This is a genomic window from Nocardia aegles, assembly GCF_052545135.1.
Window position 1 is genome coordinate 825,092 of record NZ_JBQWRI010000001.1, and the last position, 22,316, is coordinate 847,407.

Consider the following 22,316-nt stretch of genomic DNA (forward strand, 5'->3'; position numbering starts at 1 on the left):
AGATATAAGGGTTGCGTAGTCACGACATCGCGTTACTGTCGCAAGCCGATACGAGTAACCCGTTGAGGGAGAGGGAAGAACTGTGCGCACGTCCGGGAGCCGGCTTTTCACCAGTGAGTCCGTGACCGAAGGTCATCCGGACAAAATCTGTGATGCCATCAGCGATTCCATTCTCGACGCGTTGCTCGCGGAGGATCCGCGCAGCCGGGTCGCGGTGGAAACCCTCGTGACGACCGGTCAGGTCCATGTCGCGGGTGAGGTCACCACATCGGCGTACGCCGATATTCCCCGAATTGTCCGGGAAAAGGTACTGGAAATCGGATATGACTCGTCGGCAAAGGGATTCGACGGGAATTCCTGCGGTGTCAATATCGCGATCGGCGCGCAGTCGCCGGATATCGCGCAGGGTGTGGACACCTCCCACGAGGCGCGCATCGGCGGCTCCGACGACGAGATCGAGCGGCAGGGCGCGGGCGACCAGGGTCTGATGTTCGGTTATGCCACCAAGGACACCCCCGAGCTGATGCCACTGCCGATCGCGCTCGCGCATCGGTTGTCGCGGCGCCTGACCGAGGTGCGCAAGTCCGGCGTGCTGCCCTACCTGCGCCCGGACGGCAAGACCCAGGTCACCATCGAATACGACGGTGATCGCCCGGTCCGCCTGGACACGGTGGTCGTCTCCACCCAGCACGCCGCGGACATCGACCTGGACAACCTGCTCACGCCCGACATCCGCGAGAAGGTACTCGACGCGGTGCTCGCCGACCTCGAGCTGCCCAGCCTGGACATCTCGGACATCCGCCTGCTGGTCAACCCCACCGGCAAGTTCGTGCTCGGCGGCCCGATGGGCGACGCGGGCCTGACCGGTCGCAAGATCATCGTCGACACCTACGGCGGCATGGCCCGCCACGGTGGCGGCGCCTTCTCCGGCAAGGATCCGTCGAAGGTGGACCGCTCCGCCGCCTACGCCATGCGCTGGGTCGCGAAGAATGTCGTCGCGGCCGATCTGGCCGACCGCGTCGAGGTCCAGGTGGCCTACGCGATCGGCAAGGCGGCGCCGGTCGGCTTGTTCGTCGAGACCTTCGGCACCGAAAAGGTCGACCCGGCGCGCATCAGTACCGCGATCACCGAGGTCTTCGACCTGCGTCCCGGCGCCATCATCCGCGACCTGGATCTGCTGCGCCCGATCTACGCGCCGACCGCCGCGTACGGCCACTTCGGCCGCACCGACGTCGACCTGCCGTGGGAGCACACCGACCGCGCGGACAAGCTGCGCGCCGCCGTCGGACTCTGACCGACCAGGTCCGAGTGAACGAACCCGCGGCGGACGCCCCCGCCACCGAGGCGGACCGTCCGGCCGCGGGTCCCGCAGGCGTGGACCTGCCGATCGCCCGAGTGCTTCCGCTGCTCTCGCCCGCGCATCTCGACCGCGACTTCGACTACCTGGTGCCCCCCGAGCTGGACGAAATCGCCCAGCCGGGGGTCCGGGTGCGGGTTCGTTTCGCCGGTCGGCTGGTCGACGGCTATCTCCTGGCCCGAGCACGGCACAGTGACCACGGCGGCAAACTGATCAAGCTGGAACGTGTCGTCTCCGGCGAGCGCGTGCTGACTCCGGAAATCTTGGACCTGGCCGACAAGGTCGCTGCCCGCTACGCCGGCACGCGCGCCGATGTCCTTCGTCTGGCGATACCACCGCGTCACGCCCGCACCGAAGCCGGTCGCGCGGCGAAGTCGGCTGCGGCACGAGCCGCTTCCGCCGAGGACGCAAACGAGAACGCCGCCACCGCAAGCGATCCCGTGCAGTCGGCGGTGGCGAGTTCCGTGCCCGCCGGAGAGGTGCTCGTCGTATCGTCGGAATTCACTGTCGTGCAAGCTGATTCGGGCAATTTAGGCAGCGGTGCTTCGGATGGCGGCGCTGCGGCGGAACCGGATTCGAAGCGCGCGAGCATGCGCACCGGCCGACACGTACGCGTGCCGGAGACCGATCAGAAGTTCGACGCCGAGCCGTCCGCGCCTGCGCTTCCGGAGGCAAGATCGACCGGCGTGGGGGAGACGAGCGGCGACACCGAAAACCGAACCGAGTGTGCCGATCCGGCGTTTCCGGCCATCGATCTCGCGCCCTGGGAGCGATACGTCCACGGCGCGGCGTTCGTCGGTGCCCTCGCCCAACGGAAAGGGGCCCGCGCGGCCTGGCAGGCGCTGCCCGGTGAGGACTGGTCGCGCCGGCTGGCGGAACTCGCCGCCGTGGTGGCCCGGCAGGGACGCAGCGCGATCCTCATGGTCCCCGATCAGCGCGATCTCGATCGGGTCCTGGCGGAATGCGTTCGGCTGGTGGGGGACTCGGCTGTCGGGCTGTCCGCCGGTCTCGGTCCCGCGGCTCGGTACCGGCGCTGGCTGGCGGTGCTGCGCGGTTCGGCGCGGGTGGTGGTGGGCACGCGCAGCGCCGTGTTCGCACCCGCCGTGGATCTCGGGCTGATCGCGCTGTGGGATGACGGCGACGACACCTACGCCGAACCGCGGGCGCCGTATCCGCACGCCCGGGAGGTGGCGATGCTGCGGGCGCATGAAACCGGTGCGGCCTTCGTCGCGGCGGGTTTCGCGCGCACCGCGGAGATCCAAGCGGTCGTCGACTCCGGCTGGGCGCACGATCTGGTCGCCGATCGCGCGGTGCTGCGCGAAGCCGCGCCGCGCGTCAGTGCCCCCGGCGACAGCGATATCGCGCTGGAACGCGATCCGGTCGCGCGTGCCGTACGAATTCCGGGCGTCGCCTTCGCGGCTACCCGCGCCGCGCTGAAGGAGGGTGCACCGGTGCTGGTGCAGGTACCGCGCCGCGGGTACATTCCCGCGCTGGCCTGCGGGAAATGCCGTACTCCTGCCCGCTGCCGGCACTGTAGCGGGCCGCTCGCACTACCGGAAGCGCGCGGATCGGCAGTCGACCCCGGCGCGGTCGCGCAGAGTCCCGCTTGCCGCTGGTGCGGGATCACCGAGACCGCGTTCCGGTGCACCACCTGCGGGTCGCGCGCACTGCGCGCCGTGGTGATCGGAGCCGCGCGCACGGCGGAGGAACTCGGCCGCGCCTTCCCCGGCGTGCCGATCCGCGGTTCCGGCGGCGGCACCGTGCTCGACACCGTGGAGCCGGGCCCGCAGGTCGTCGTCGCCACGGTCGGCGCCGAGCCCGTGGTCAGCGGCGGCTACGGCGTAGCGCTGTTGCTCGACGGCTGGGCACTGCTCGGCCGTGCCGACCTGCGGGCCGCCGAGGACGCGCTACGCCGCTGGATGGCCGCGGCGGCGTTGGTCCGCGCGCACGGCCGGGTCATCGTCGTGGCCGAGCCCTCGATCCCGACCGTGCAGGCTCTGGTCCGGTGGGATCCGGTGGGTGCCGCGCGTGCGGAGGTCGCGGCGCGGGCCGAGGTCGGCTTCCCGCCCGCCGTCCGTCTCGCCGCGATCGACGGCACCGCCGACACCATCGCCGAACTGCTCTCGGCGGCGGACCTGCCCGACATCGTCGATCGGCTGGGACCGGTGCCGCTGCCGGACGGCGCCCGTAAACCGTTCTCCTCCGGCGATGCGCCCGCCGAGGTCGAACGCCTGCTGTTGCGGGTCGAGCGCCGATCGGGAGCCGCGCTCGCGCGTGCCCTGCGCGCGGCCCAAGCGGTGCGCAGTACGTACCGCTCGGATGCCCCCCTCCGTGTGCAGATCGACCCGGTCGACATCGGCTGACACCTCGGGACACTTCTGCCGCGCGCCGCCGCCGCTGCCGTCGTGGCGATATGGCGGAGTGATGGTCGCCGACGGTGCGCGGCTGCCGTATTGGATCGACTCGCTGGTGCGTCGACATCCGGACGTGGGTCGGGATGCCGAAAACCAGGGCTTGCTACCGATGCATTGACGATATATCGTCGATAGCATGATTCGAGCACGAGAGCCATGGGAGGCAGACATGGAACACCGAGAGCATCGAGAATTCGGCAGGCACGGTCGCGGGCCGCTGCCCGAAGGCTGCGAACACGGGCGGCGCTTCCGCCGCGGCGGGCGCCACGGCTTCGGCCCCGAGTTCGGGCCGGGGTTCGGGCCCGGCTTCGGCCCACACTTCGGTCGTGGTCGCGGTCGCGGCGGCCGAGGCAGGCGTGGTGACGTTCGCGCCGCCGTGTTGTTGCTGCTCACCGAGCGGCCCATGCACGGTTATGAACTCATTCAGCAGATCCGCGAGCGCAGCGACGACATCTGGCGGCCGAGTCCCGGATCGATCTACCCCGCGCTGGCGCAACTGGAGGACGAGGGCCTGGTCCTCATCGAGAAGGTCGCCGGGCGCAAGACCGCGAAGCTCACCGAGTCGGGCACCGAATACGTGGCCGCGCACCGGGACGAGCTGGGCGATCCGTGGGCGGACGTGCAGGAGGACGTCGGCGCTCAGGCGATGGACCTGCGCGCGCTCGTCGGACAGCTGATGGGGGCGGTGGCCCAGGTCGCGGCGGCCGGTACTCCGCAGCAGGCGGCGCGGGCGGCGCAGCTGCTCACCGAGACCCGCAAGTCCCTCTACCGCATTCTCGCCGAGGACGAGACCCCCGAGAAGTAGGGGAGGCGAAACACCCCTACCCCGCGCGCATTTCGAGCCGATCAGAGGGATCATTGTGAGATGCGACAGTCGAGCCGTGCGGGAACTTGGGGCGTTTCACACTTGGGTGAAGCCATGCTGGCATTTGTGATGGCCGGTGTGGCCGCCCTCGGTCCGGGCGTAGCGTCGGCCGAGCCGCTCGGCTTCCGCCCGCCCGACGTACCGACGTACGCCGCTCCGCCGCAGCCGGACCACCTGGCCGCCGCGTGGTATCAGAAGAGCCATCCGAACGCGGTCCCGAGCGGTACCAACGATTTCGGCTGCGTGCCGAGTGCCCGGCATCCGCGTCCGGTGGTGCTCGCGCACGGCACCGACTCCTCGGCCTATTCCGACTGGTCGGGGATCGCGCCGCAGTTGACCGCGGCCGGGTTCTGCGTGTTCGCGCTGAACTACGGCGGCAAGCCCGGCGGGCACAGTTACGGCACCGAGGATCTGGTGCTCAGTGCCTACCAGGTCGGTGCGTTCGTCGATCAAGTGCTCGCGGCGACCCACGCGGGCAAGGTCGATCTGGTCGGGTTCTCGCAGGGCGCCAACGTGACTCGCTACTACATCAACAAGCTGGGCGGTGCGCCCAAGGTCGACCAATGGGTCGGCCTGGCATCGCCCAGCTACGGCGGTGTGATGTATGGACTGGTGCCGGTCGTCGAGGCGGTCCCCGGCGCTCTGGACGCATTCGCCCAGGTGACTTCGCTCGCCGCCGTGCAGCAGGCGCAGGGGTCGCCGACCATGCTCGAGCTCAACGCGGGCGGCGACACGGTGCCCGGGGTGCGGTACGTGACCGTCGGCAGTCGGGTCGACGAGATGATCCAGCCGTTCGAGAACATCGCGTTGCGTGGGCCGGGCGCACGGAACATCGCGCTGCAAGACCTGTGTCCCGCCGACCTCACCGGGCACTTCCATATGGTGTACGACCCGTTCGTGCAGGAGTTGCTGCTCACTGTGCTGGATCCGGGCAGCCCGGCCCCGGTGTGCCGGCCGGTTCCACTCGGCACCGGTATTCCGCAGGTGATCATCGCGGGTCACTCCTAACGGATCCGCTCGCCGGTCTCGGTGTGGCCGGTGCGGATCAGCGGGACCGCTCGCCGCGACTCGGTAGGCGGTCGCTGGTCCGACCGATGCCGGACCGCTGGCTGCGGCGATGCGGCCCACGTCGGCGGCGTGGTCCGACCAGTCGGCCGAGCCGGACGTGCAGGGCCGGCCATGTGTAATTCGCCCGCCGCGTCGCTAGCTCACCCGGGCCACGCACCCGTCCCGGCATCTGTCGACGTCTGGCAATCCCGTCACCAGGGTGGGGTCCCGGCCGATCTTCAACGTCCTCGGGCAGGATCTGCCCCGCGGCTTCGTCCTGATGGCCGAACGCACGCGCGAACTTCATCGCTCCAGATTCGAGGCCGGTCTCCCGGGTATGCGCCGGATGTCAGCTTGTTCCGATATTCCAGGAGGTTGTTGTGGCTGAACATGGAAGCGGTGCTCGCGAGGGCATCGAGGGCGTCGTCGAAGACGCCAAGGGCAAGGTGAAGGAAGCGGCCGGCACCGTCACCGGCCACCAGGACCTGAAGGACGAAGGTCGCGCGCAGCAGGACAAGGCGCAATCGCAGCGCGAGGCGGCCGGAAAGGAAGCCGCGGCGGAGAAGGCGCGGGCCGAAGCGGACGTCGACGAGGCCCGCCAGTCCGCCCATCAGCACGGGCGGTAACCACGCGCCGGTTCGTCGCGCCGCAGGCACCCGCCGCCGTCAGCAGAGCTGGCGGCGGCGGGCCAGGTAATGACGGCATTCCGCGTTCGATGACGTGACGGGGCACTGCTACCCGCCACCGGCCTGCTTCAGGATTCGATTTCAGGGTTCGATTGCTGTGCAAGCCGCTTCACCCGGTATCGGGTGTCTCGGCGGCGAGGTCCCTAGGCGTATGGCTCGACGGTATGCACGTACTCGAGCCCGGTAAGACGCTCCGCCGTTTCCAGGGACGACGTGATGACCAACCGGTTGGCGCCGCTGTCCTCGACGACTTCCGCGCCGGATTTCCGCAGCCAATCGAAGAACTCCGAACGGATTGCCGTGAGAGTGGTGTCGTCGCCGAGGTCGGTCGGATTCAACAGGACCAGATATCGGCGGTCGTGCGCGGGCATGCGGCTCTCCTTTCGATCATCCCGGGGACTGGCAGGGATCAGGCTGTTCGCCACTGTCGCCGGCGAACCTCCGCCTTCGGATATCTCGGCGCAGCCACGACGTCCGCATGTTACGCGGAGCGGCGCTTCCGTGATCGCACGCGCGGCCGATCGACCGGAAGCGCGGATTCCGGCGAACCGGAAATGCCGCTCGATGGCGAACGACCTGAAGGGTGCGGTCGGACGTAGTCCGTCCTCAGCCCGCGCATGCCGGAGCGAAGGCGGAGGTGCGGCGCTCCCGCGCAGACCGCGCGGCGGTTCAGCGCGAAGGCCGGTCGGCCGCCGCCTTGCGGGCCGCGCCGACCGCACGCTTGGCGATGGCCCAGCGGTGCACTTCCGAAGGCCCGTCGTAGACGCGGAAGGGCCGTACTTCGCGGGAGAGGCGGGCCAGCGGCAGGTCGTCGGAAACGCCGAGTCCGCCGCACAACTGAATGCTCCGGTCGACGATGCGAAAGATCGCCTCGGCGGCGAATGTCTTCGCGATCGAGGTGGCGTTGCCCGCGTGGTCTCCGTTGTCGAGTTCCCAGCAGGCACGTACCAGCAGCGCGCGGGTGGCGGCGATGTCGATTTCGTTGTCGGCGATCATCTTCTGCGCCATGCCCAGATCGCCGATGCGCGCACCGAAGCCTTCGCGTTGGGCGACCCACTCGACGGCGATGTCGTGGCCCCGGCGCGCCGCCCCGAGCCAGCGCATCACGTGCGTCATGCGGGCCGGACCCAGCCGCACCTGGGCGTAGTCGAAGCCGCGGTCGACGGCGCCGAGCACCGCTTCGTCGGGTACGAGCATGTCCTCGAAGAAGACCTCGCAGTGGCCGCCGATCATCGCCCGGTCCAGCGTGGTGATATGCCTGCCCACGCGCAGGCCCGGGGTGTCGGCGGGCGCCAGGAACATCGTCGCCCCGCCCCGGTCTCCCGGTTCACCGGAGGTGCGGGCCATCACGATGAAGAATCCCGCCCCGTCGGCGCCGGTGATGAAGTGCTTGTGGCCGTTGATCCGCCAGCCGCCGTCGACGGGGACCGCCCGGGTGGCCAGCGCCGTCGGGTCGGAACCGGCGCCGGGGGCGGGCTCGGTCATCGCGAAGGCTGAGCGCACCTCGCCGCGGGCGAGCGGTTCCAGGTAGCGCGACTTCTGCTCCGGATCGGCGATGTGGGCGAGCATGTGCACGTTGCCCTCGTCGGGCGCCGCGATGTTGAGCGCTGTCGGGCCGAACAGCGAGTAGCCCGCCTCCTCGAACACCGGTGCGCGATCCGACATCGACAGCCCGTGACCGCCGTACTCGACGGGCGCGTGCGGCGCGAAGACCCCGGCCTCGCGCGCCAGCTTGTTCAGGGTGACGCGCAGTCCGTCACCGCCGGCCGCGGTGATGTCGCCGTGGTGTTCGTCCTCGATCGGCAGCACCGTCTCCCGCACGAATTCACGGGTGCGGTCGATCAGTGCCCGAACCTCGTCGGAATAGGTCAGATCGATCGGCATCGCGCATTCCTCCTCGATATTCGGAGCCTCGTCCTCTGACCGAACGATCGCTCTGTCTGAACACTGTCCCACCGGGCGCGAGTGGTGTCAAAAAGCGCAGTTCACAAGGTTATCAGGAGCTGTGGCGGAATTTCGATGTTCAGATATCCTGAACAATATGGATAACCAGGGGCCACCGCACGAGGCGATCCGCCGCGCGCGCCGCGCCGCGGGCCTGTCGCTGCGCGAAGTTGCCGGTCGTCTCGGGGTGAGTCCTGCGACGCTCAGCGCGGTGGAGACGGGAAAGACCGGAATCTCGATCGCCCGGCTCGCTCGCGTGTCCGATGTGCTCGGTGTGCCGATCGCTCACTTGCTCGGTGACGCGTCCGCCGCGGCGCCGCCGAGCTTCGTCCGGGCCGATTCCGAGCCGGGCGCGCAGGGCGGCTGGCGCGAGTTCGCCCCGCTGGATGTCGACCCGGTGCTGGCCGCCGCGCTCGCGTCGTTCGTCGAGATCGGCTACCACGGCACGACCGTACGCGCTATCGCCGGGCGGGCGGGCACCAGCGTTGCGGGCCTCTACCACCACTATCGCGACAAGCACGAGCTGCTGGTCCGCATTCTCGATCTGACCATGGACGAACTGCACTGGCGAGTGCGCGCCGCTCGTGTCGAAGGCCGCGACAGCGTCCACCGGGTGCGTCTGATCGTCGAAGCGCTGGCCCTGTTCCACACCCACCGCCGCGACCTCGGTTTCATCGGTGCCAGTGAGATGCGCAGTCTTTCTCCGAGCGAACGCGCGCGCATCGCCCGCTCCCGCCGCGATCTCCAAGCCATCCTGGACGACGCGATCGCCGAGGCGCACGCCGAGGGTCGCATCACCATTCCTCAGGTCCGGGCGGCGGGTCGTGCCATAGCCACCATGTGCACCGCCATCCCGCAGTGGTTTCGGGAGTCCGGCCCGGCGACGCCGGAGGAAGTGGCCGTGCAGTACGGCGATTTCGCCCTAGGGGTGCTCGGCGTCGATCCGGTGCGTTAGCAGCGCGTACGCAGCTTCGCATGCCACTGCGCGCGCCGGCTGAACGATGCTCCGGCGGCGACCCCACCTTGGTGGTGATCGGCATACCCCTTGGGGATCGGAGCTCAGCACTCGGGGGCCTGCTGACGGCGACGTATACGGCGGAGAGTAGGACGAGTCATCGCCAGTGAACCGGAGCATCCCATGTCGACTCTCACAATCGCCGCCGAGGCGGAACGGCGTGCCACGGTCTGGACCGAAGACGGCGTGGCGCTCGCGGTCCGCGAATACGGCCCGAGAAATGCGGACCTCACCGTCGTGCTATTGCACGGACATTGCCTGCGCAGTGAGTCCTGGACCTACGTTCGCGCCGAGCTGCTGCGCCGATACGCCGGCGCCAGGATCGTCTGCTACGACCACCGCGGCCACGGCGAGTCCGCCGCAGCGCCACGGCGGACCTACAACGTCGACCAACTCGGCCGGGACCTGCGCGAGGTGCTCGACGTCGTCGCCCCGACCGGACCGGTCGTCCTCGTCGGCCATTCGATGGGTGGCATGACCGCGCTGACCTACGCCGGCCAGAATCCGCATGAGATCGGCACCCGCGTCGTCGGAGTCGCCCTGCTCGCGACCGCCGCCGGGGGCCTCACCGACGTCGGATTCGGCCGTCTCCTGCGCAACCCGGTCGTGTCCGCGTTCCAGGCCGCCGTCCGACTCGCGCCGGGAGCGATGCACCGGGCGAAGCTGCTGGCCTGTCAGCTGTTCGCCCCGCTGGTCCGTACCGCGGAATTCGGTGATCGCACGGTGAGCCCACGCGTGCTCGCACTCGCCAACGCGATGCGCAACGAGACGCCGATCGTCACGATGGCGAGCTTCTTGAGCGACCTCATGGTCTACGACCGAACCGACGCGCTAGCGCTGCTCTCCAGGATCCCCACGCTGGTGCTGTGCGGCTCCGCCGACCTGATGACACCCCCGTCGCATTCCGTCGCGATGGCCGCCGCAGTCGAGTACTCGGACTTCGTGATCGTCGAGAGCGCCGGTCACTCCGTGATCCTGGAGCAGCCCGGCCTGGTGGCGGCGGCCGTCGCGCGCCTGATGACGCGCGCAGGCGAGCGCGCCGACCTCACCTCCGCGGCGTAACGCCCGGGAACCTCACAGGTAGCGCTGGCGGAGTTTGCCCTTGACCAGCTTCCCGGTGGGCGTCCGGGGCAGATCGTCGGCGAAGTCGAAACTCCGCGGCACCTTGTAGTGGGCGATACGGTCGCGCAGATAATCGCGCAGCTCCGCGGCCAGGGCGGTGCCGGGCTCGGCACCCGGGGCGGGTTGGACGACGGCCTTCACCGATTCGCCCATCTCCGCATCGGGTACGCCGATCACCGCCACGTCGAGCACCTTGGGATGCAGGGCGAGCGCGTCCTCGATCTCCTGCGGGTAGATGTTCACGCCGCCGGAGATGATCATGAAGGCTTTGCGGTCGGTGAGGAACAGATAGCCGTCCTCGTCGACATAGCCGATGTCGCCGGTGGTGGTCCAGGTCGGGTGGTTCGGATGGACCGCCTCGGCCGTCTTCGCGGGGTCGTTGTGATAAACGAAGGGGGCCTCGTCGCGTTCGAAGTAGATGGTGCCGATCTCGCCGGTGGGCAGTTCCGCGCCGTCGTCGCCGCACACCCGGATAATGCCGAGACCGGCCGTCCCGACCGAACCGGGCTTGCGCAACCATTGCTCGCTGTCGATGAAGGTGGCGCCGTTGGCTTCCGTCGAGGCGTAGTACTCGTACAGGATCGGGCCCCACCAGTCGATCATCGCCCGCTTCCCGTCGACCGGACACGGTGCGGCCGCGTGCACGGCGACACGCAGGCTGGACACGTCGTAGCGGGCGCGGACGGCCTCGTCGAGTTTCAACATCCGGACGAACATGGTCGGCACCCATTGGCTATGGGTCACTCGGTAGCGCTCGATCGCGGCCAAGGCCCGTTCGGCGTCGAACTTCTCCATGATCACGAGCGTTCCGCCCAGCGCGTGGATAATGCCGCCGAAGCGCAGCGGCGCGGCATGATAGAGCGGGGCGGGGGAGAGGTAGACGGTCTCGGTGTCGAATCCGTAGAGCGGTCCGAAGATCGCTGTGTACGTGTCACCGGGCGCATCGCCGACCTGCCGCTCCGGCAGCGGCTGTTGGATCCCCTTGGGTCGCCCGGTGGTGCCGGAGGAATAGAGCATGTCCGCGCCGCGCGGCTGGTCCGGGAGTGGTTCGGGCGAGGCCGCCGCCCTGGCCTCCTCGTAGGACTTGTATCCCGGTACCGGGCCGCCGAAGGCGAGGCGGATCTCGACCGCGGGTGTCTGCGGGACGACCTGCTCGGCGGCGTCGGCGAGACCGGCCGATACGATCAGCGCCCTGGCCCCGCAGTCGTTGACGATGTAGCTGATCTCGCCGGGGGACAGATGCCGGTCGACCGCGGTGATGTAAAGACCGGTTCGCAATGCCGCCCAGTAGACCTCGTAGATCTTCGGGTCGTTCCCGGACAGCAGCGCGACGTGATCGCCCTTGCGCAGCCCCGCGTCGCGCAGATGCCGGGCCAGTCGGACCGAGTTCTCCTCGAGTTCCCGGTAGGTCAGCGTTTCGCCGCTCTCGACGACGGTAACAGCAGGTTTGTCTGGGAATCGGTCGACGTGTGCGCCGGGGTACATGCGGCTCCTCGGTGGAACAGGGCGGTCGTGGGTCCGGCCGCCCGGGCCTGCGCGGGCACTCCGGGATCCCGCGCCGGTATCCCCGGTGTCCCGCAGAGCGGGTGCTCTGCCGCCGACGATAGCCGAAAGTAAACGACGGTTCTGGGATTTTCACCAGATTCGCACTGCGCACCAGTGGTCTCCGCGCGGGAGCGGTGGCCGGCCGGTCCGACTGCGTTGGGGCGAACTCGGCTGCGCCGGCGCAACCCGCACCTGGATCGCGAAAGTCACCTGCGGATGGTCCCTGAAGTGGACGCGGCACTCGGTTCGGCGATCGCGGCAAAGATGAGGATTCGCCTGGACGTTACTGCTAGTTCACTGTTTCCGCTCTCGGCTGCGTTTACGATCGCCTCATCGAGGGGAAGGTGGCGAATTGCCATATCGCCGCACATCAGTGCTTGTCGTAGTCGTTTTCACGCTGTGCGCTCTGCTATCGGGTTGCGGGGAGGATCGCACGTCCGGTCCGGTCAGCGAGTACAACCCCGATGCGGGTGTGCTGAACATCGTGGCGGGCTCCGAACACGATGCGGTGTTCGCGCAGGTCGTGCAGCCGTGGTGCCGGGAACAGAAACTGACCTGCACCATGACCCGGCTGGGATCGGTGGACCAAGCCCGGCTGCTGGAGTCCGGGGACGCGCCCTACGACGGATTCTGGTTCGCCAGTAGTGTTTTCCAGCAGTTGGGTGACACCGGGCACCGCCTGCAGCAGGTGCAACCCATGTTCAGCACACCACTGGTGTTCGCCGGTCCGCGCAGTGAGTTGGACGCGCTGGGATTCACCGGACGGGATGTGGGCGTCGAGGAGATCCTCGCGGCGGTCGAGGCGAAGAAGACCACGACCTGGATGACGAATCCGACCCAGTCGAACTCGGGCGCAACCGTGCTGCTCGGCTTCCTCAACTACTTCGCGGGCAACGATCCAGGTGTGCCGCTGACCCGGGCGCAACTCGATTCGGAGCAGGTGCGCACCGGGATCACGCGGCTCACACGGGCTTTCGGTAAGACACCGCCGTCCACCGGACTGCTCATGGACGAATGCCTGGCCGCACCCCGGCAGTGCAAGACCATGTTCACCTACGAGGATCTGGTGATCGAGCGCAACCAGGAACTGGTGCGCGCGGGCAAGGAACCGCTGTACGTCATCTACCCCAAGGGCGTGCTCGCGATCTCGGACGCCCCGCTGGGATTCCTGCCACACGGCGACAATCCGGGGAAGCTGGCGAATTTCCGTAAGTTGCAAGACTTCTTGCTTGCGGCGGATACCCAGCAGCGTCTGGTGCAGCTGGGGCGGCGGCCGATCACCAGCATCGGGTTGTCGCTGCCCGGCGCACCGCGCGCGGTCTTCGATCCGGCGTGGGGCATCCGCGCGACGATCACCGAGCAGCCGATCACGTATCCGGCCGCTCCGGTCATCGACGCCGCGCTGGAGAACTACCAGACCGTCTATCGCACCCCCACCGACCTGATCTACTGTATCGACGCCTCCGGCAGCATGGCCGGCAACGGCGGCTGGGACGGGGTGCAGCGGGCCGTCGATCTGCTGTTCGATCCGGTGCAGTCGAGGAAATATCTGCTCCAGATCGGTCCGAACGACCGGACCGCGGTGCTGCTGTTCGATGACATCACCGCCCCGGCGCACTGGACCAGCGGCAATGCGACGCCGGAGTTGCGGAGCCTGCGCGACTCCGTTCGTTCCCGCAAGCCGGGCGGCAACACCGGCATCTACCGCTGCCTCGGCGCCGCAGCCGACCAGTTCCCGCGGGTGGCCGATCCGAATCGCAAACGTCTCGTCATCCTGATGACCGACGGCGCCGACACCGAAGGCGGCCGAGGACTCGACGACATCGCCCGCACCGGAGTCCCCGTAGTGGTCATCGGATTCGGCTCGGCGGTACAAGAGAACACACTCCGGACGATCGCCGAGCGCACCGGCGGGTCGTATATCACCACCGACGATATGGTGGCGGCGTTGCGCCAGGCCACCGGCTACCGGTAGGAGGGGCCGGTGCCGGGTAATGCCGCCGTGGTCGCGGCGCTGGTCGTGCTCGTCTCCGCTTTCCTCGGTCTGTATGCCGTGCTCGGATCGCCGCTCGGTGCGGCGCTGGTCGCGGTCGGCGCTGCCGTGCTCACCGGTGTCGCCGGACAATCGCTCGCGGCCGTCGCTCGGCGTAGACGACTGACGCGACGAGTATCGGAGACCAACCAGCGGGTGGCGGCGCTGGCCGCGCGCGTCACGGATACCGACACACGCGCCGCACTGCTGCGCGCCTGCGACACCATTCCGCGCCTCGTGGAGCACACCGAGACCGTCGATCCCGCAAGCCTTTCCATGACCGCGAACAAACTGCTGGACTACCTGGTCAGTGTGGAATCGGCGCTGCGGCGATATGTGGAGATCCAGGACCGCCCGTCGGCCTACCGTGACGCCGAGGCGCTGCTGATCCGTAGCCGAGGCGCGCTCGCCGGTTTCGAAGCGTTCGCCGCGCAGAGCGCCGAGCAGGTCGGTGAGGCCGATCTGGCGTCCTTCTTCCGGGACCTGGCCCACCTGGAACTCATGAATCCTTTGCAGCTTCCCCCGAGCGAGGAGCGATGAACAGATCCCGTCTCCCCGTCGTCATCGCGGTCGTGGTCGCCGTGATCGCCATTGCTGTGGGCGTCGTGGTGATCCGCGGCTCCGACGACACCCCGGCCGCCCCCCGGCAGCTCACCTGCCTGGGCGGGTCCGAGAAGTCCTCGCTCATGGCCGACAGCGAAGTCCGTGCCATCTTGCGCGACGAGTACGGACTCGAGGTGCGCTTCGACAAACGCGGCTCCTACGAGCTGGCGCAGCTACCCACCGACCAGCTGCGCAATCAGAAGATCGACTGCCTGTGGCCGTCTTCGGCGAGTGCCCGCAGCGTGTTCGAGGCGTCTCACGACACCGCCGCATTCCCGGATTACCGCGCCGAATCGGTGCTGGAGACCCCGGAAGTGATCTACGCGGGCGCGGCCGCCACCGACGCGCTCGTACGCGCGGGGATCGTGGCGCGCCGCGACAACAGCTACTACATCGTGGATTTCAAGCGCCTGCTGCTCGACTTCGTCCTGCCCAAGCAGAAGTGGTCGGCGCTGGGCGCGTCCGACCTCGCCGGTCCCATTCGGATCACCAGTACGGACCCGAAATCCTCGAACTCCGGTTTCACGCTGATGCAATTGGAATTGACGGTCATCGCATCGGGTGATGTGTTCCAGCCGCCCACGGTCACCGAGGCCAGGTCCGGACTGCCGGCTGTCCGCGGCCTCTACGACGCGCAGGGTCTGCAGTCCGACAGTTCCGACGGCGGTTTCCGGGAATGGCTCATCCAAGGGGCGGCCTTGTTGTACGCCGGATACGAGAACCAGATCCTGCAACAGCTGGCCGGCTACCGCGACAACGGCTCCGCCACCGAGGCACTGCTGGCAAACGCCCGGCTGCTGTACCCGGACCCGACCATCTTCAACAGCAATCCGATCCTCACCCTCACCGCTCCCGCGCAGCGGCTGATCACGGCACTCCAGGATCCGAAGATCCAGTCGATCGCCTGGAAGCGGTACGGTTTCCGCTCCGCCACCCAGCTCGGCGCGGCGCACACCGCCGACTTCGCGCAGATCCCGTTGGCCACCCAGCCGCGCTCCACGACGCCCCCGAGAGCCGACATCACCCAGCTCCTGCTCGCCTGCGTCCGCGATGGCCAGTGCTCCTGAGCGCCGGGCGTCCTCGGGCAGTTCGCGACGCACGTCGAGGATTCTGGTGGGCCGCAACCCGTCTCCCGGTGCTTCACGCGCGCGGTTCAGCTGACCCGCCGCGAATTCTCCGCAATCCGGATCGGCGATGCCGGAGTGCCGTACGCCCGCCGCCGAGACCTTCAGCAGCACCTGCCCGGGTCCGGGTCCGGCACGGTGACCAGTTCGGGAGTTCGATAGTGCGGCGCCTTCACCGCGCCGCCTACCCGAACGAGCTCACGTTGTTCACCTGGTTCGCTTGCGTGTAACCGCTCCACACGTACTCGCAGCTGAAGCCGCCGGAACCATCCCAGGTGATCGGCGTCGACTCGGTGCCGACATTCGTGATCCACAGGATGTAGATCTCGTGGCCGGCCTCGTACTCCGAGCTGGTCTGGCCGGGGGCGAGAATGAACAGCGATTTGGGCTTGTCCCATTCCTGCCGGTAGACCGAAACATACACGTCGGTGTCGTTGTACAACTTGTACCAGCCGGGCGAGCTCTTCTGGGCCTGCGGTTGCCCGGTCAGCGAGGACAAAGGCACGATCTTTTGCTTGGCACCCATGCCGGTATCGGTCATCGGTCGTCTCCCTTCAGGTCGTGCGTTCGACGGGAATCGATGGTGTGCACCACGGTCCCCGGTGCAGCATATGAATTCGCGGCCGGGACTTCCCTCATCTCTTTCGGATGAATTACTTCCGCATCGAGGAGCGGAGACGGTGCTCGGGATCCAGCTGAGGAAATCCGCTCCGGTGTGCGGCCGTTTCTGGTGTACTTGCTGGTGGTGATTCGCCTTGGACGACGACTACGAGATCAGCGCAGCGTCACGGGCGGTGTCGAGCCCGGTAGCGGTGCGCTCACACAGTGAGGACGAGACCATGGCCGAAAAGACTGCCACGACATACCAGATCATCAACTACGAGACCGGCCAGGCACTCGCGGTCGACGGCAACGCGGACAGCGTGACCATGCGGCAGCGTGCCGCCGACGACGACGCGCAGCTGTGGACCTGTCCGGTCAATCCCGAAGAGGGCGATTTCGACATTGTCAACAAGAAAACCGGCGGCCACCTCGCGGCGATCCGCGCGAATGGGCGGCTGCTGTGCAGCGACGAGCATTATGGCTGGGACATGCCGGAGTTCCCGGAGATCTCGCCGATCGCGACCAGCGACGACGAATTCGTCATCGGCGTTATCGGGAACGGCCGCCCGCAGCTGTTGATCAACCGGGAAAGTGATCGGGAGAAGTGGATATTCCGTAAGGTGTGACATCACCGGTTGGGGCTCGGTTGCCCGGCTGGGCCGAATCTCGGACGTATCCACGTACACGCGTATCGAGCACACGGACCACCGCGAGACGAGTCGTATTCCCGGCGCCGAAACGGTGCTCAGTCGGGCGGCTCCATCGCGTCGGCCTCCTCGTTGGGGTCTTCGTTCCGCGGAGTTTCGTAAGTTTCGAGATCCATGTCGTCGGGGTGAGTGGTATCGGTCGGGTCGCCCAGCTCGGGTGCCTTCTTGTTTCCTGGTTCGGTCACGTTCGTGGCCTACCCACCGATGTCGTCTTCACGCGCGATGGGGAACCGCATCTGCACCGCGAACCGTGCGGAATGACTGACAGGGCGAGGTGTCACAGGCTGAGCAGGACTTTGGTGGCGCGGCGCTGGTCCATCGCGCGATAGCCTTCGGCGGCTTCCTCGAGCGGCAGCGTGCGGTCGAAGACCTCGCCGGGATGGATGTCGCCGCGCAGGATGAGGTCGATCAATTCCGGCAGGAAGCGGCGCACCGGGGCAGGACCGCCGTGCAGGTGTACGCCGGAGAAGAACAGCTCCATGCCGTCGAGCGCGACATCGTGGCTGACTCCGACGTAGCCGACGTGCCCGCCGGCGCGAGCCGACCGGATGGCCTGTTCCATCGATTCCTGGGTGCCGACGGCTTCGACGACCGAATGCGCGCCCAGCCCGCCGGTGAGGTCCTTGATCCTGGCCACACCGGCGTCACCGCGTTCGGCGACGATATCGGTGGCGCCGAATTTGCGAGCCAGAGCCTGGCGGTCGGCGTGGCGGCTCATGACGATGACGCGGTCGGCGCCCAGCTGCCTGGCGGCCAGCGTGGCCAGCAACCCGACCGCGCCGTCTCCCACGACCGCGACGGTCTTGCCGGGACCCGCCTCGGCGGCCACGGCGCCGAACCAGCCGGTGCCGAGCACGTCGGAGGCGGCGAGCAGGTGCGGGATCTGCTCCGGCGTCGGCGTGGCGGGGACCACGACGAGCGTGCCGTCGGCCAGCGGGATGCGGGCCCGCTCGGCCTGCGTGCCGATCATTCCGATCGGTACGTTGTGCACGCAGCGGCTCTGATAGCCGGCCCGGCAGATCTCGCAGGTGTTGTCGGAGGCGAAGAAGGAACCGACGACGAAGTCGCCGACTTCGAGGGTCGTCACTTCCGGCCCGATCTCGGCGACCACGCCGACGTATTCGTGGCCCATCGGGGTGGGCCCCTTCAACTTTTCGATGCCGCGGTAGGGCCACAGGTCCGACCCGCAGATACAGGTCGCGGTGATGCTGATGACCGCGTCGGTGGACTCGACGATCCGCGGGTCCTCCCGCTGCTCGACGCGCACGTCACCGGGGGCATGCAGGACGACTCCGCGCATGATCCGGTCCTCCTTCACAGACGATGTCCGTTATCGATCGGCTCCGTGCGGGATACCGCTGACACCTCGGCTCACACCTGGCAACCAAATGTTGCTGCCGAAGGGGCAGTGCCGGCTCCACCCCTGACCCGCGCCGCGAGGGAGGCCCGCTCGGTGGATGCACCAGCGGGCCACGCCACCGGAACTCGGTTCACCCTCCGCTCGGCGCCGGCAGATACTCGCTCCTGGGCCCGCGCCCGATTCCTCCGCCTCCCGGCATCGGCGGAGTGATCGCCGGCCTCACCGAGATCCGGAACCCATCACTCGATGACGACTTCGCCGACCGCTGTTCGGGTGCGTGCGTACGTGATGGCATCCTCCGCGTAGGCGGAGGTGTCCGGTGCCGCGGTGCATTGCCGGAAGCGGCGTATCGCATCGTCGAGGTGCGGTCCCGGTCCGCGGTCGGCGAGCAAGACGATGATCGCTGCTCGAGTCCGGATTCCGGGATCGGGCCGGGCCGTCAGTTCCTCGAGGTAGCGATCGGCTTCCAGCAGGCGTAGCGCTCTGCGGGCGTAGGCGTGTACGCGGCGCGGAAGTTGGTCGCGGATGGTGTCGATGTCCGATTGCAGCGCGTGCTGACCAGGTTGTGCCGAGTCGACCCGCAGGGTCCAGGGCGTGGTCAGTTCATCGGGCAGTGAGTGGGTGTCGATCAGGCCGGGGCCGGTGGCCGATTCCATCGGTACGCGGGGCAGCCCCAGACGGGCGTTGCGCCAATTGCAGTACTGCCACCACGAGGTGGGGGTGGCCGTCAAAGTCAGCCCGAAGCCGAGGACTTGTTGTCCGTCGGTCCATGTGCGGGTGACCCGGGTGCGGCCGACGGAGGCGACGCCGCGCGCTTCGACTCGCGTCCAGGTGGGTTCGGTGCCGTGGAACCCGTACGGCTGGAGCAGTTTTCCTGTTTCGCGCAGAAGGCGGCGCAGTGCCGTATCGGGGTTGACCATACCCGCAGATTAACGACGGCATCCGACACGCTCAGCACGCCCGCGGCGGACTGCCGCCGGGCGGGATGGAGCGAAACGGGAGCACCCGGGTCGAGGCCGGACGAGGTGGCGCAGCGTCCGCTATCGCGGGTATCGACGGTGCAAATGCGGGTTGGCGTTCATGAGTTCACTCGTCCCAGGCTGGATTGAGGACCACCTGACCTTCCACTGTGGTCTACACAACTTGCGAAAAGTTTGCTGGGTGACGTCCAAAAGCGTTCGGAATCGGAACAGTGATTCGTGTCGCTCGCGCGGCAGCATTGACGCAGTCACGTTGTAGATGTGATCTACCTAGCAAAGGAGCGAACGGTGACAGTCGGAAACAGCGTCCGTGTCGGCGTCGATAGCGATTTCGTCATGACCATCGACGGCGAATCCGTGTCCGGAACCAGCGTCGCGGACGTGTACAATCCGGCCACACGCTCGGTGATAGCGCAGGTCCCCGTGGCCACGCGGGAGGATCTGGACCGGGCGGTCGAGGCGGCGCGCGCTGCGTTCGTCGGCTGGTCGGCCACGCCGCTGGCCGAGCGGCAGGCTGTCGTGTCCGCGATCGGCGACCGGCTCGAGGAGCATGCCGAAGAGTTCATGGCGCTGCTGACCGCAGAGCAGGGCAAACCGCGGGCGATGGCCGAATGGGAGGTTCTCGGCTCGGTTGCCTGGTTCCGTGAGATCGCGAAGCAGTCGCTGCCGGAGGAAGTGCTCGAAGACTCCACCGAACGGCGGGTGATCAGCCGCCACACTCCGCTGGGCGTGGTGGGTGCGATCGTGCCGTGGAACTTCCCCATCCTGCTGGCGGTGTGGAAGATCGCGCCGGCGCTGGTGGCCGGAAATACGATGATCGTCAAGCCGTCACCGTTCACGCCGCTGTGTGATCTGAAGCTGGTCGAACTGGTCCAGGATCTGCTGCCGCCGGGTGTGCTCAGTGCCTTGAGCGGCGACGACGAACTCGGCAAGTGGATCACCGCGCACGAAGGTATCGCGAAGATCGCGTTCACCGGCAGCACCGAGACCGGCAAGCATGTCATGCGCTCGGCTGCCGGCACGCTGAAGCGGATCACTCTGGAACTCGGCGGTAACGATCCGGCCATCGTGCTGGGTGATGTCGATCCGAAAAAGATTGCGCCGCAGTTGTTCTGGGCGGCATTCCAGAACAACGCACAGTTCTGCAACGCCGCGAAGCGGGTATACATCCACGACAGCGTCTACGAGGCCGTGCGCGACGAGCTGGTGGCTTTCGCGCGGACCGTCGTCGTCGGCGACGGCGCGAATGCCGAGACTCAGCTGGGCCCGATTCAGAACGAGCCGCAGTACCACAAGGTGATGGAGTACTTCGACGACTGCGCCGCCAACGGCTACACGTTTGCCCTGGGTGGGAAAATCGATCCGGCCGCGCCGGGATGGTTCGTGCCGGTAACGATCGTCGACTGCCCGCCGGAGGATTCGCGTCTCGTCGTCGAGGAGCCATTCGGTCCCATCCTGCCGCTGCTGCGGTGGTCGGACGAGGACGATGTCGTCGCCCGCGCCAACGACACGCTGTGGGGTCTCGGTGCCACCGTCTGGGGCGCGGACCTGGCGGCGGTCGAACGGATCGGCAAGCGGCTGGAGGCCGGGACGGTGTGGTTGAACGAGGTGCACCAGTACTCTCCCCACCAGGTGTTCGGCGGCCACAAGCAGTCCGGCATCGGCGCGGAGAACTCGCTGCACGGACTGGCCGAGTACACCAACCACCAGACGATCACCTTGAACAAGGTGGCCGGTGTGGTGTCCTGACGCGCGAGAAGGACAGGAACTGAGGAACAGAAGTGAAATCGACAGCAGCAATCCTGCATTCGGCCGCTACACCGGTGACCATCGAGGAGGTGGACATCGCTCCATTGGGACCGAAGGAGGTGCTGGTCGAGATGGTCGGCTCGGGGGTCTGTCATACGGACCTGGGCGTGATCGCCGCGCCGGGTGCGGGCCAGACTCCGATCGTGTTGGGACACGAAGGTTCCGGTGTGGTCGAACAGGTCGGCTCCGAAGTCACCACGTTGGCTCCAGGTGATCGCGTGGTGCTCACCTACAGTTCGTGCGGAAAGTGTGACAACTGTGTGAACGCCGTCCCGCAGCACTGCCGGGACTTCCTCGGCTTGAACATGGTCGGCAGCCGGCTGGACGGCACCACGCCGCTGAGCAAAGACGGTGCTCCCGTGCTGGGCGCATGGTTCGGGCAGTCGTCATGGGCACAACACTCGGTGGTCACCGAACGGAACGCGATCAAGGTCGACGACGATCTGCCCCTGGAACTGCTCGGCCCGCTGGGTTGCGGAATCCAAACCGGCGCAGGCGCGGTGCTCAACACGCTGAAGCCACGGCCCGGAAGCGCCATCGCGATTTTCGGTGCCGGCTCCGTGGGACTCGCGGCGTTGCTCGCCGCGAAGGTCGCCGGCTGCGCCACGATCATCGCCGTGGACATCCAGCCGTCGCGACTGGCGAAAGCGACCGAACTCGGCGCCACCCACACCGTGAACTCGTCCGAGGTCGACGCCGCCGAGGCGATCCGGAGCATCACCGGCGGACTCGGGGCGCACTACTCCGTCGACTGCATCGGTTTCGCCGCGGTGGTGCGCAGCGCTCTGGAATGCCTCCAGACCCCGGGCGTGTGCGCCACCGTGGGTTTCCAAGGCATTCCGAACGAGATCACCATCGACCACGGGCAGCTGCTGTTCGGTAAGTCGCTGGTCGGCGTCATCGAGGGCGACTCGGTGCCATCGGAATTCATTCCGCGCATGATCAGCCTCTACAAAGAAGGCCGCTTCCCCTTCGACAAACTGATCGACACCTTCTCGTTCGGTGACATCAACAAGGCCATCGACGCGGCTCATCACGGCCACGTCATCAAAGCCGTACTGACCTTCGACAACTGAGATGTGGCTGGCGAGCGAACCCGGCCG

20 protein-coding genes are annotated in these 22,316 nt (G+C 67.7%); 13 read left to right on the plus strand and 7 right to left on the minus strand.

Going from position 1 to position 22,316, the window contains the following annotated elements:
* Positions 1–82: 82 nt before the first annotated feature.
* The 5 genes from metK to mbp1 all read left to right on the plus strand — a co-directional run bounded on the left by metK (position 83) and on the right by mbp1 (position 6,309).
* Positions 83–1,294: a methionine adenosyltransferase gene (metK, locus tag ACT89H_RS04020; protein ID WP_445107079.1), complete on the plus strand. Its 1,212-nt coding sequence runs from the start codon at positions 83–85 to the stop codon at positions 1,292–1,294.
* 80 nt (positions 1,295–1,374) lie between these two features.
* Positions 1,375–3,720: a primosomal protein N' gene (locus tag ACT89H_RS04025; RefSeq protein WP_445107356.1), complete on the plus strand. Its 2,346-nt coding sequence runs from the start codon at positions 1,375–1,377 to the stop codon at positions 3,718–3,720.
* A 220-nt stretch (positions 3,721–3,940) separates the two neighbouring features.
* Positions 3,941–4,576, plus strand: a complete 636-nt coding sequence (locus tag ACT89H_RS04030) for a PadR family transcriptional regulator (RefSeq protein ID WP_445107080.1) — start codon at positions 3,941–3,943, stop codon at positions 4,574–4,576.
* 114 nt (positions 4,577–4,690) lie between these two features.
* On the plus strand, positions 4,691–5,644 hold the full coding sequence (locus ACT89H_RS04035) for an esterase/lipase family protein (RefSeq protein WP_445107081.1): 954 nt from the start codon (positions 4,691–4,693) through the stop codon (positions 5,642–5,644).
* A 419-nt stretch (positions 5,645–6,063) separates the two neighbouring features.
* Positions 6,064–6,309: a microaggregate-binding protein 1 gene (mbp1, locus tag ACT89H_RS04040; RefSeq protein ID WP_445107082.1), complete on the plus strand. Its 246-nt coding sequence runs from the start codon at positions 6,064–6,066 to the stop codon at positions 6,307–6,309.
* A gap of 203 nt (positions 6,310–6,512) precedes the next feature.
* Here mbp1 and ACT89H_RS04045 read toward each other — a convergent pair whose 3' ends face one another.
* A complete protein-coding gene (locus ACT89H_RS04045; RefSeq protein ID WP_445107083.1) occupies positions 6,513–6,740 on the minus strand; it encodes a hypothetical protein in 228 nt (75 codons plus the stop codon).
* Positions 6,741–7,038: 298 nt separating this feature from the next.
* On the minus strand, positions 7,039–8,253 hold the full coding sequence (locus tag ACT89H_RS04050) for an acyl-CoA dehydrogenase family protein (RefSeq protein WP_445107084.1): 1,215 nt from the start codon (positions 8,251–8,253) through the stop codon (positions 7,039–7,041).
* A 157-nt stretch (positions 8,254–8,410) separates the two neighbouring features.
* Between ACT89H_RS04050 and ACT89H_RS04055 the strand changes: the two genes are divergently transcribed.
* Together ACT89H_RS04055 and ACT89H_RS04060 are read left to right on the plus strand one after the other, a co-directional pair.
* On the plus strand, positions 8,411–9,268 hold the full coding sequence (locus tag ACT89H_RS04055) for a TetR-type transcription factor C-terminal domain-containing protein (RefSeq protein WP_445107085.1): 858 nt from the start codon (positions 8,411–8,413) through the stop codon (positions 9,266–9,268).
* A gap of 183 nt (positions 9,269–9,451) precedes the next feature.
* Entirely contained in the window at positions 9,452–10,390 is a 939-nt protein-coding gene (locus tag ACT89H_RS04060; RefSeq protein ID WP_445107086.1) for an alpha/beta fold hydrolase, read from the plus strand.
* A 12-nt stretch (positions 10,391–10,402) separates the two neighbouring features.
* On the opposite strand, the gene ACT89H_RS04065 is transcribed toward ACT89H_RS04060, so the two are convergent.
* Complete coding sequence (locus tag ACT89H_RS04065; RefSeq protein ID WP_445107087.1) at positions 10,403–11,935, minus strand: acyl-CoA synthetase; 1,533 nt, start codon at positions 11,933–11,935, stop codon at positions 10,403–10,405.
* A 412-nt stretch (positions 11,936–12,347) separates the two neighbouring features.
* Between ACT89H_RS04065 and ACT89H_RS04070 the strand changes: the two genes are divergently transcribed.
* From ACT89H_RS04070 to ACT89H_RS04080, 3 genes are read left to right on the plus strand one after another with little or no spacing between them, the layout of a single operon-like run.
* A complete protein-coding gene (locus ACT89H_RS04070; RefSeq protein WP_445107088.1) occupies positions 12,348–13,970 on the plus strand; it encodes a VWA domain-containing protein in 1,623 nt (540 codons plus the stop codon).
* Between the two features lie 9 nt (positions 13,971–13,979).
* Positions 13,980–14,567 (plus strand): hypothetical protein, encoded by a 588-nt coding sequence (locus tag ACT89H_RS04075; protein ID WP_445107089.1) that lies wholly within the window; start codon positions 13,980–13,982, stop codon positions 14,565–14,567.
* A complete protein-coding gene (locus tag ACT89H_RS04080) occupies positions 14,564–15,697 on the plus strand; it encodes a hypothetical protein (protein WP_445107090.1) in 1,134 nt (377 codons plus the stop codon). Before ACT89H_RS04075 ends, ACT89H_RS04080 begins: the two co-directional genes overlap by 4 nt.
* A gap of 241 nt (positions 15,698–15,938) precedes the next feature.
* Here the strand turns inward: ACT89H_RS04080 and ACT89H_RS04085 are convergent, their stop codons facing one another.
* A complete protein-coding gene (locus tag ACT89H_RS04085; RefSeq protein ID WP_445107091.1) occupies positions 15,939–16,295 on the minus strand; it encodes a hypothetical protein in 357 nt (118 codons plus the stop codon).
* A 298-nt stretch (positions 16,296–16,593) separates the two neighbouring features.
* Between ACT89H_RS04085 and ACT89H_RS04090 the strand changes: the two genes are divergently transcribed.
* Positions 16,594–16,983: an RICIN domain-containing protein gene (locus ACT89H_RS04090; protein WP_445107092.1), complete on the plus strand. Its 390-nt coding sequence runs from the start codon at positions 16,594–16,596 to the stop codon at positions 16,981–16,983.
* A 119-nt stretch (positions 16,984–17,102) separates the two neighbouring features.
* On the opposite strand, the gene ACT89H_RS04095 is transcribed toward ACT89H_RS04090, so the two are convergent.
* The 3 genes from ACT89H_RS04095 to ACT89H_RS04105 form a co-directional block, all read right to left on the minus strand.
* A complete protein-coding gene (locus ACT89H_RS04095; RefSeq protein ID WP_445107093.1) occupies positions 17,103–17,249 on the minus strand; it encodes a hypothetical protein in 147 nt (48 codons plus the stop codon).
* Between the two features lie 92 nt (positions 17,250–17,341).
* Positions 17,342–18,364, minus strand: coding sequence for a zinc-dependent alcohol dehydrogenase family protein (locus ACT89H_RS04100; protein ID WP_445107094.1), 1,023 nt, complete (start codon positions 18,362–18,364; stop codon positions 17,342–17,344).
* Positions 18,365–18,663: 299 nt separating this feature from the next.
* Positions 18,664–19,344: a hypothetical protein gene (locus ACT89H_RS04105; RefSeq protein WP_445107095.1), complete on the minus strand. Its 681-nt coding sequence runs from the start codon at positions 19,342–19,344 to the stop codon at positions 18,664–18,666.
* A gap of 348 nt (positions 19,345–19,692) precedes the next feature.
* Here ACT89H_RS04105 and ACT89H_RS04110 point away from each other — a divergent pair, with 348 nt between their 5' ends.
* Both ACT89H_RS04110 and ACT89H_RS04115 read left to right on the plus strand, forming a co-directional pair.
* Complete coding sequence (locus ACT89H_RS04110; protein WP_445107096.1) at positions 19,693–21,153, plus strand: aldehyde dehydrogenase family protein; 1,461 nt, start codon at positions 19,693–19,695, stop codon at positions 21,151–21,153.
* Positions 21,154–21,185: 32 nt separating this feature from the next.
* Entirely contained in the window at positions 21,186–22,289 is a 1,104-nt protein-coding gene (locus ACT89H_RS04115; RefSeq protein ID WP_445107097.1) for an NAD(P)-dependent alcohol dehydrogenase, read from the plus strand.
* Positions 22,290–22,316: the final 27 nt, after the last annotated feature.

Coding starts and splice junctions, on each gene's coding strand:
- ACT89H_RS04085 (WP_445107091.1), bottom strand. CDS start 16,295: ATGACCGATACCGGCATGGGTGCCAAGCAAAAGATCGTGCCTTTGTCC.
- ACT89H_RS04065 (WP_445107087.1), bottom strand. CDS start 11,935: ATGTACCCCGGCGCACACGTCGACCGATTCCCAGACAAACCTGCTGTT.
- ACT89H_RS04100 (WP_445107094.1), bottom strand. CDS start 18,364: ATGCGCGGAGTCGTCCTGCATGCCCCCGGTGACGTGCGCGTCGAGCAG.
- ACT89H_RS04030 (WP_445107080.1), top strand. CDS start 3,941: ATGGAACACCGAGAGCATCGAGAATTCGGCAGGCACGGTCGCGGGCCG.
- ACT89H_RS04045 (WP_445107083.1), bottom strand. CDS start 6,740: ATGCCCGCGCACGACCGCCGATATCTGGTCCTGTTGAATCCGACCGAC.
- ACT89H_RS04090 (WP_445107092.1), top strand. CDS start 16,594: ATGGCCGAAAAGACTGCCACGACATACCAGATCATCAACTACGAGACC.
- ACT89H_RS04060 (WP_445107086.1), top strand. CDS start 9,452: ATGTCGACTCTCACAATCGCCGCCGAGGCGGAACGGCGTGCCACGGTC.
- ACT89H_RS04055 (WP_445107085.1), top strand. CDS start 8,411: ATGGATAACCAGGGGCCACCGCACGAGGCGATCCGCCGCGCGCGCCGC.
- ACT89H_RS04035 (WP_445107081.1), top strand. CDS start 4,691: ATGCTGGCATTTGTGATGGCCGGTGTGGCCGCCCTCGGTCCGGGCGTA.
- ACT89H_RS04080 (WP_445107090.1), top strand. CDS start 14,564: ATGAACAGATCCCGTCTCCCCGTCGTCATCGCGGTCGTGGTCGCCGTG.
- ACT89H_RS04105 (WP_445107095.1), bottom strand. CDS start 19,344: ATGGTCAACCCCGATACGGCACTGCGCCGCCTTCTGCGCGAAACAGGA.
- ACT89H_RS04050 (WP_445107084.1), bottom strand. CDS start 8,253: ATGCCGATCGATCTGACCTATTCCGACGAGGTTCGGGCACTGATCGAC.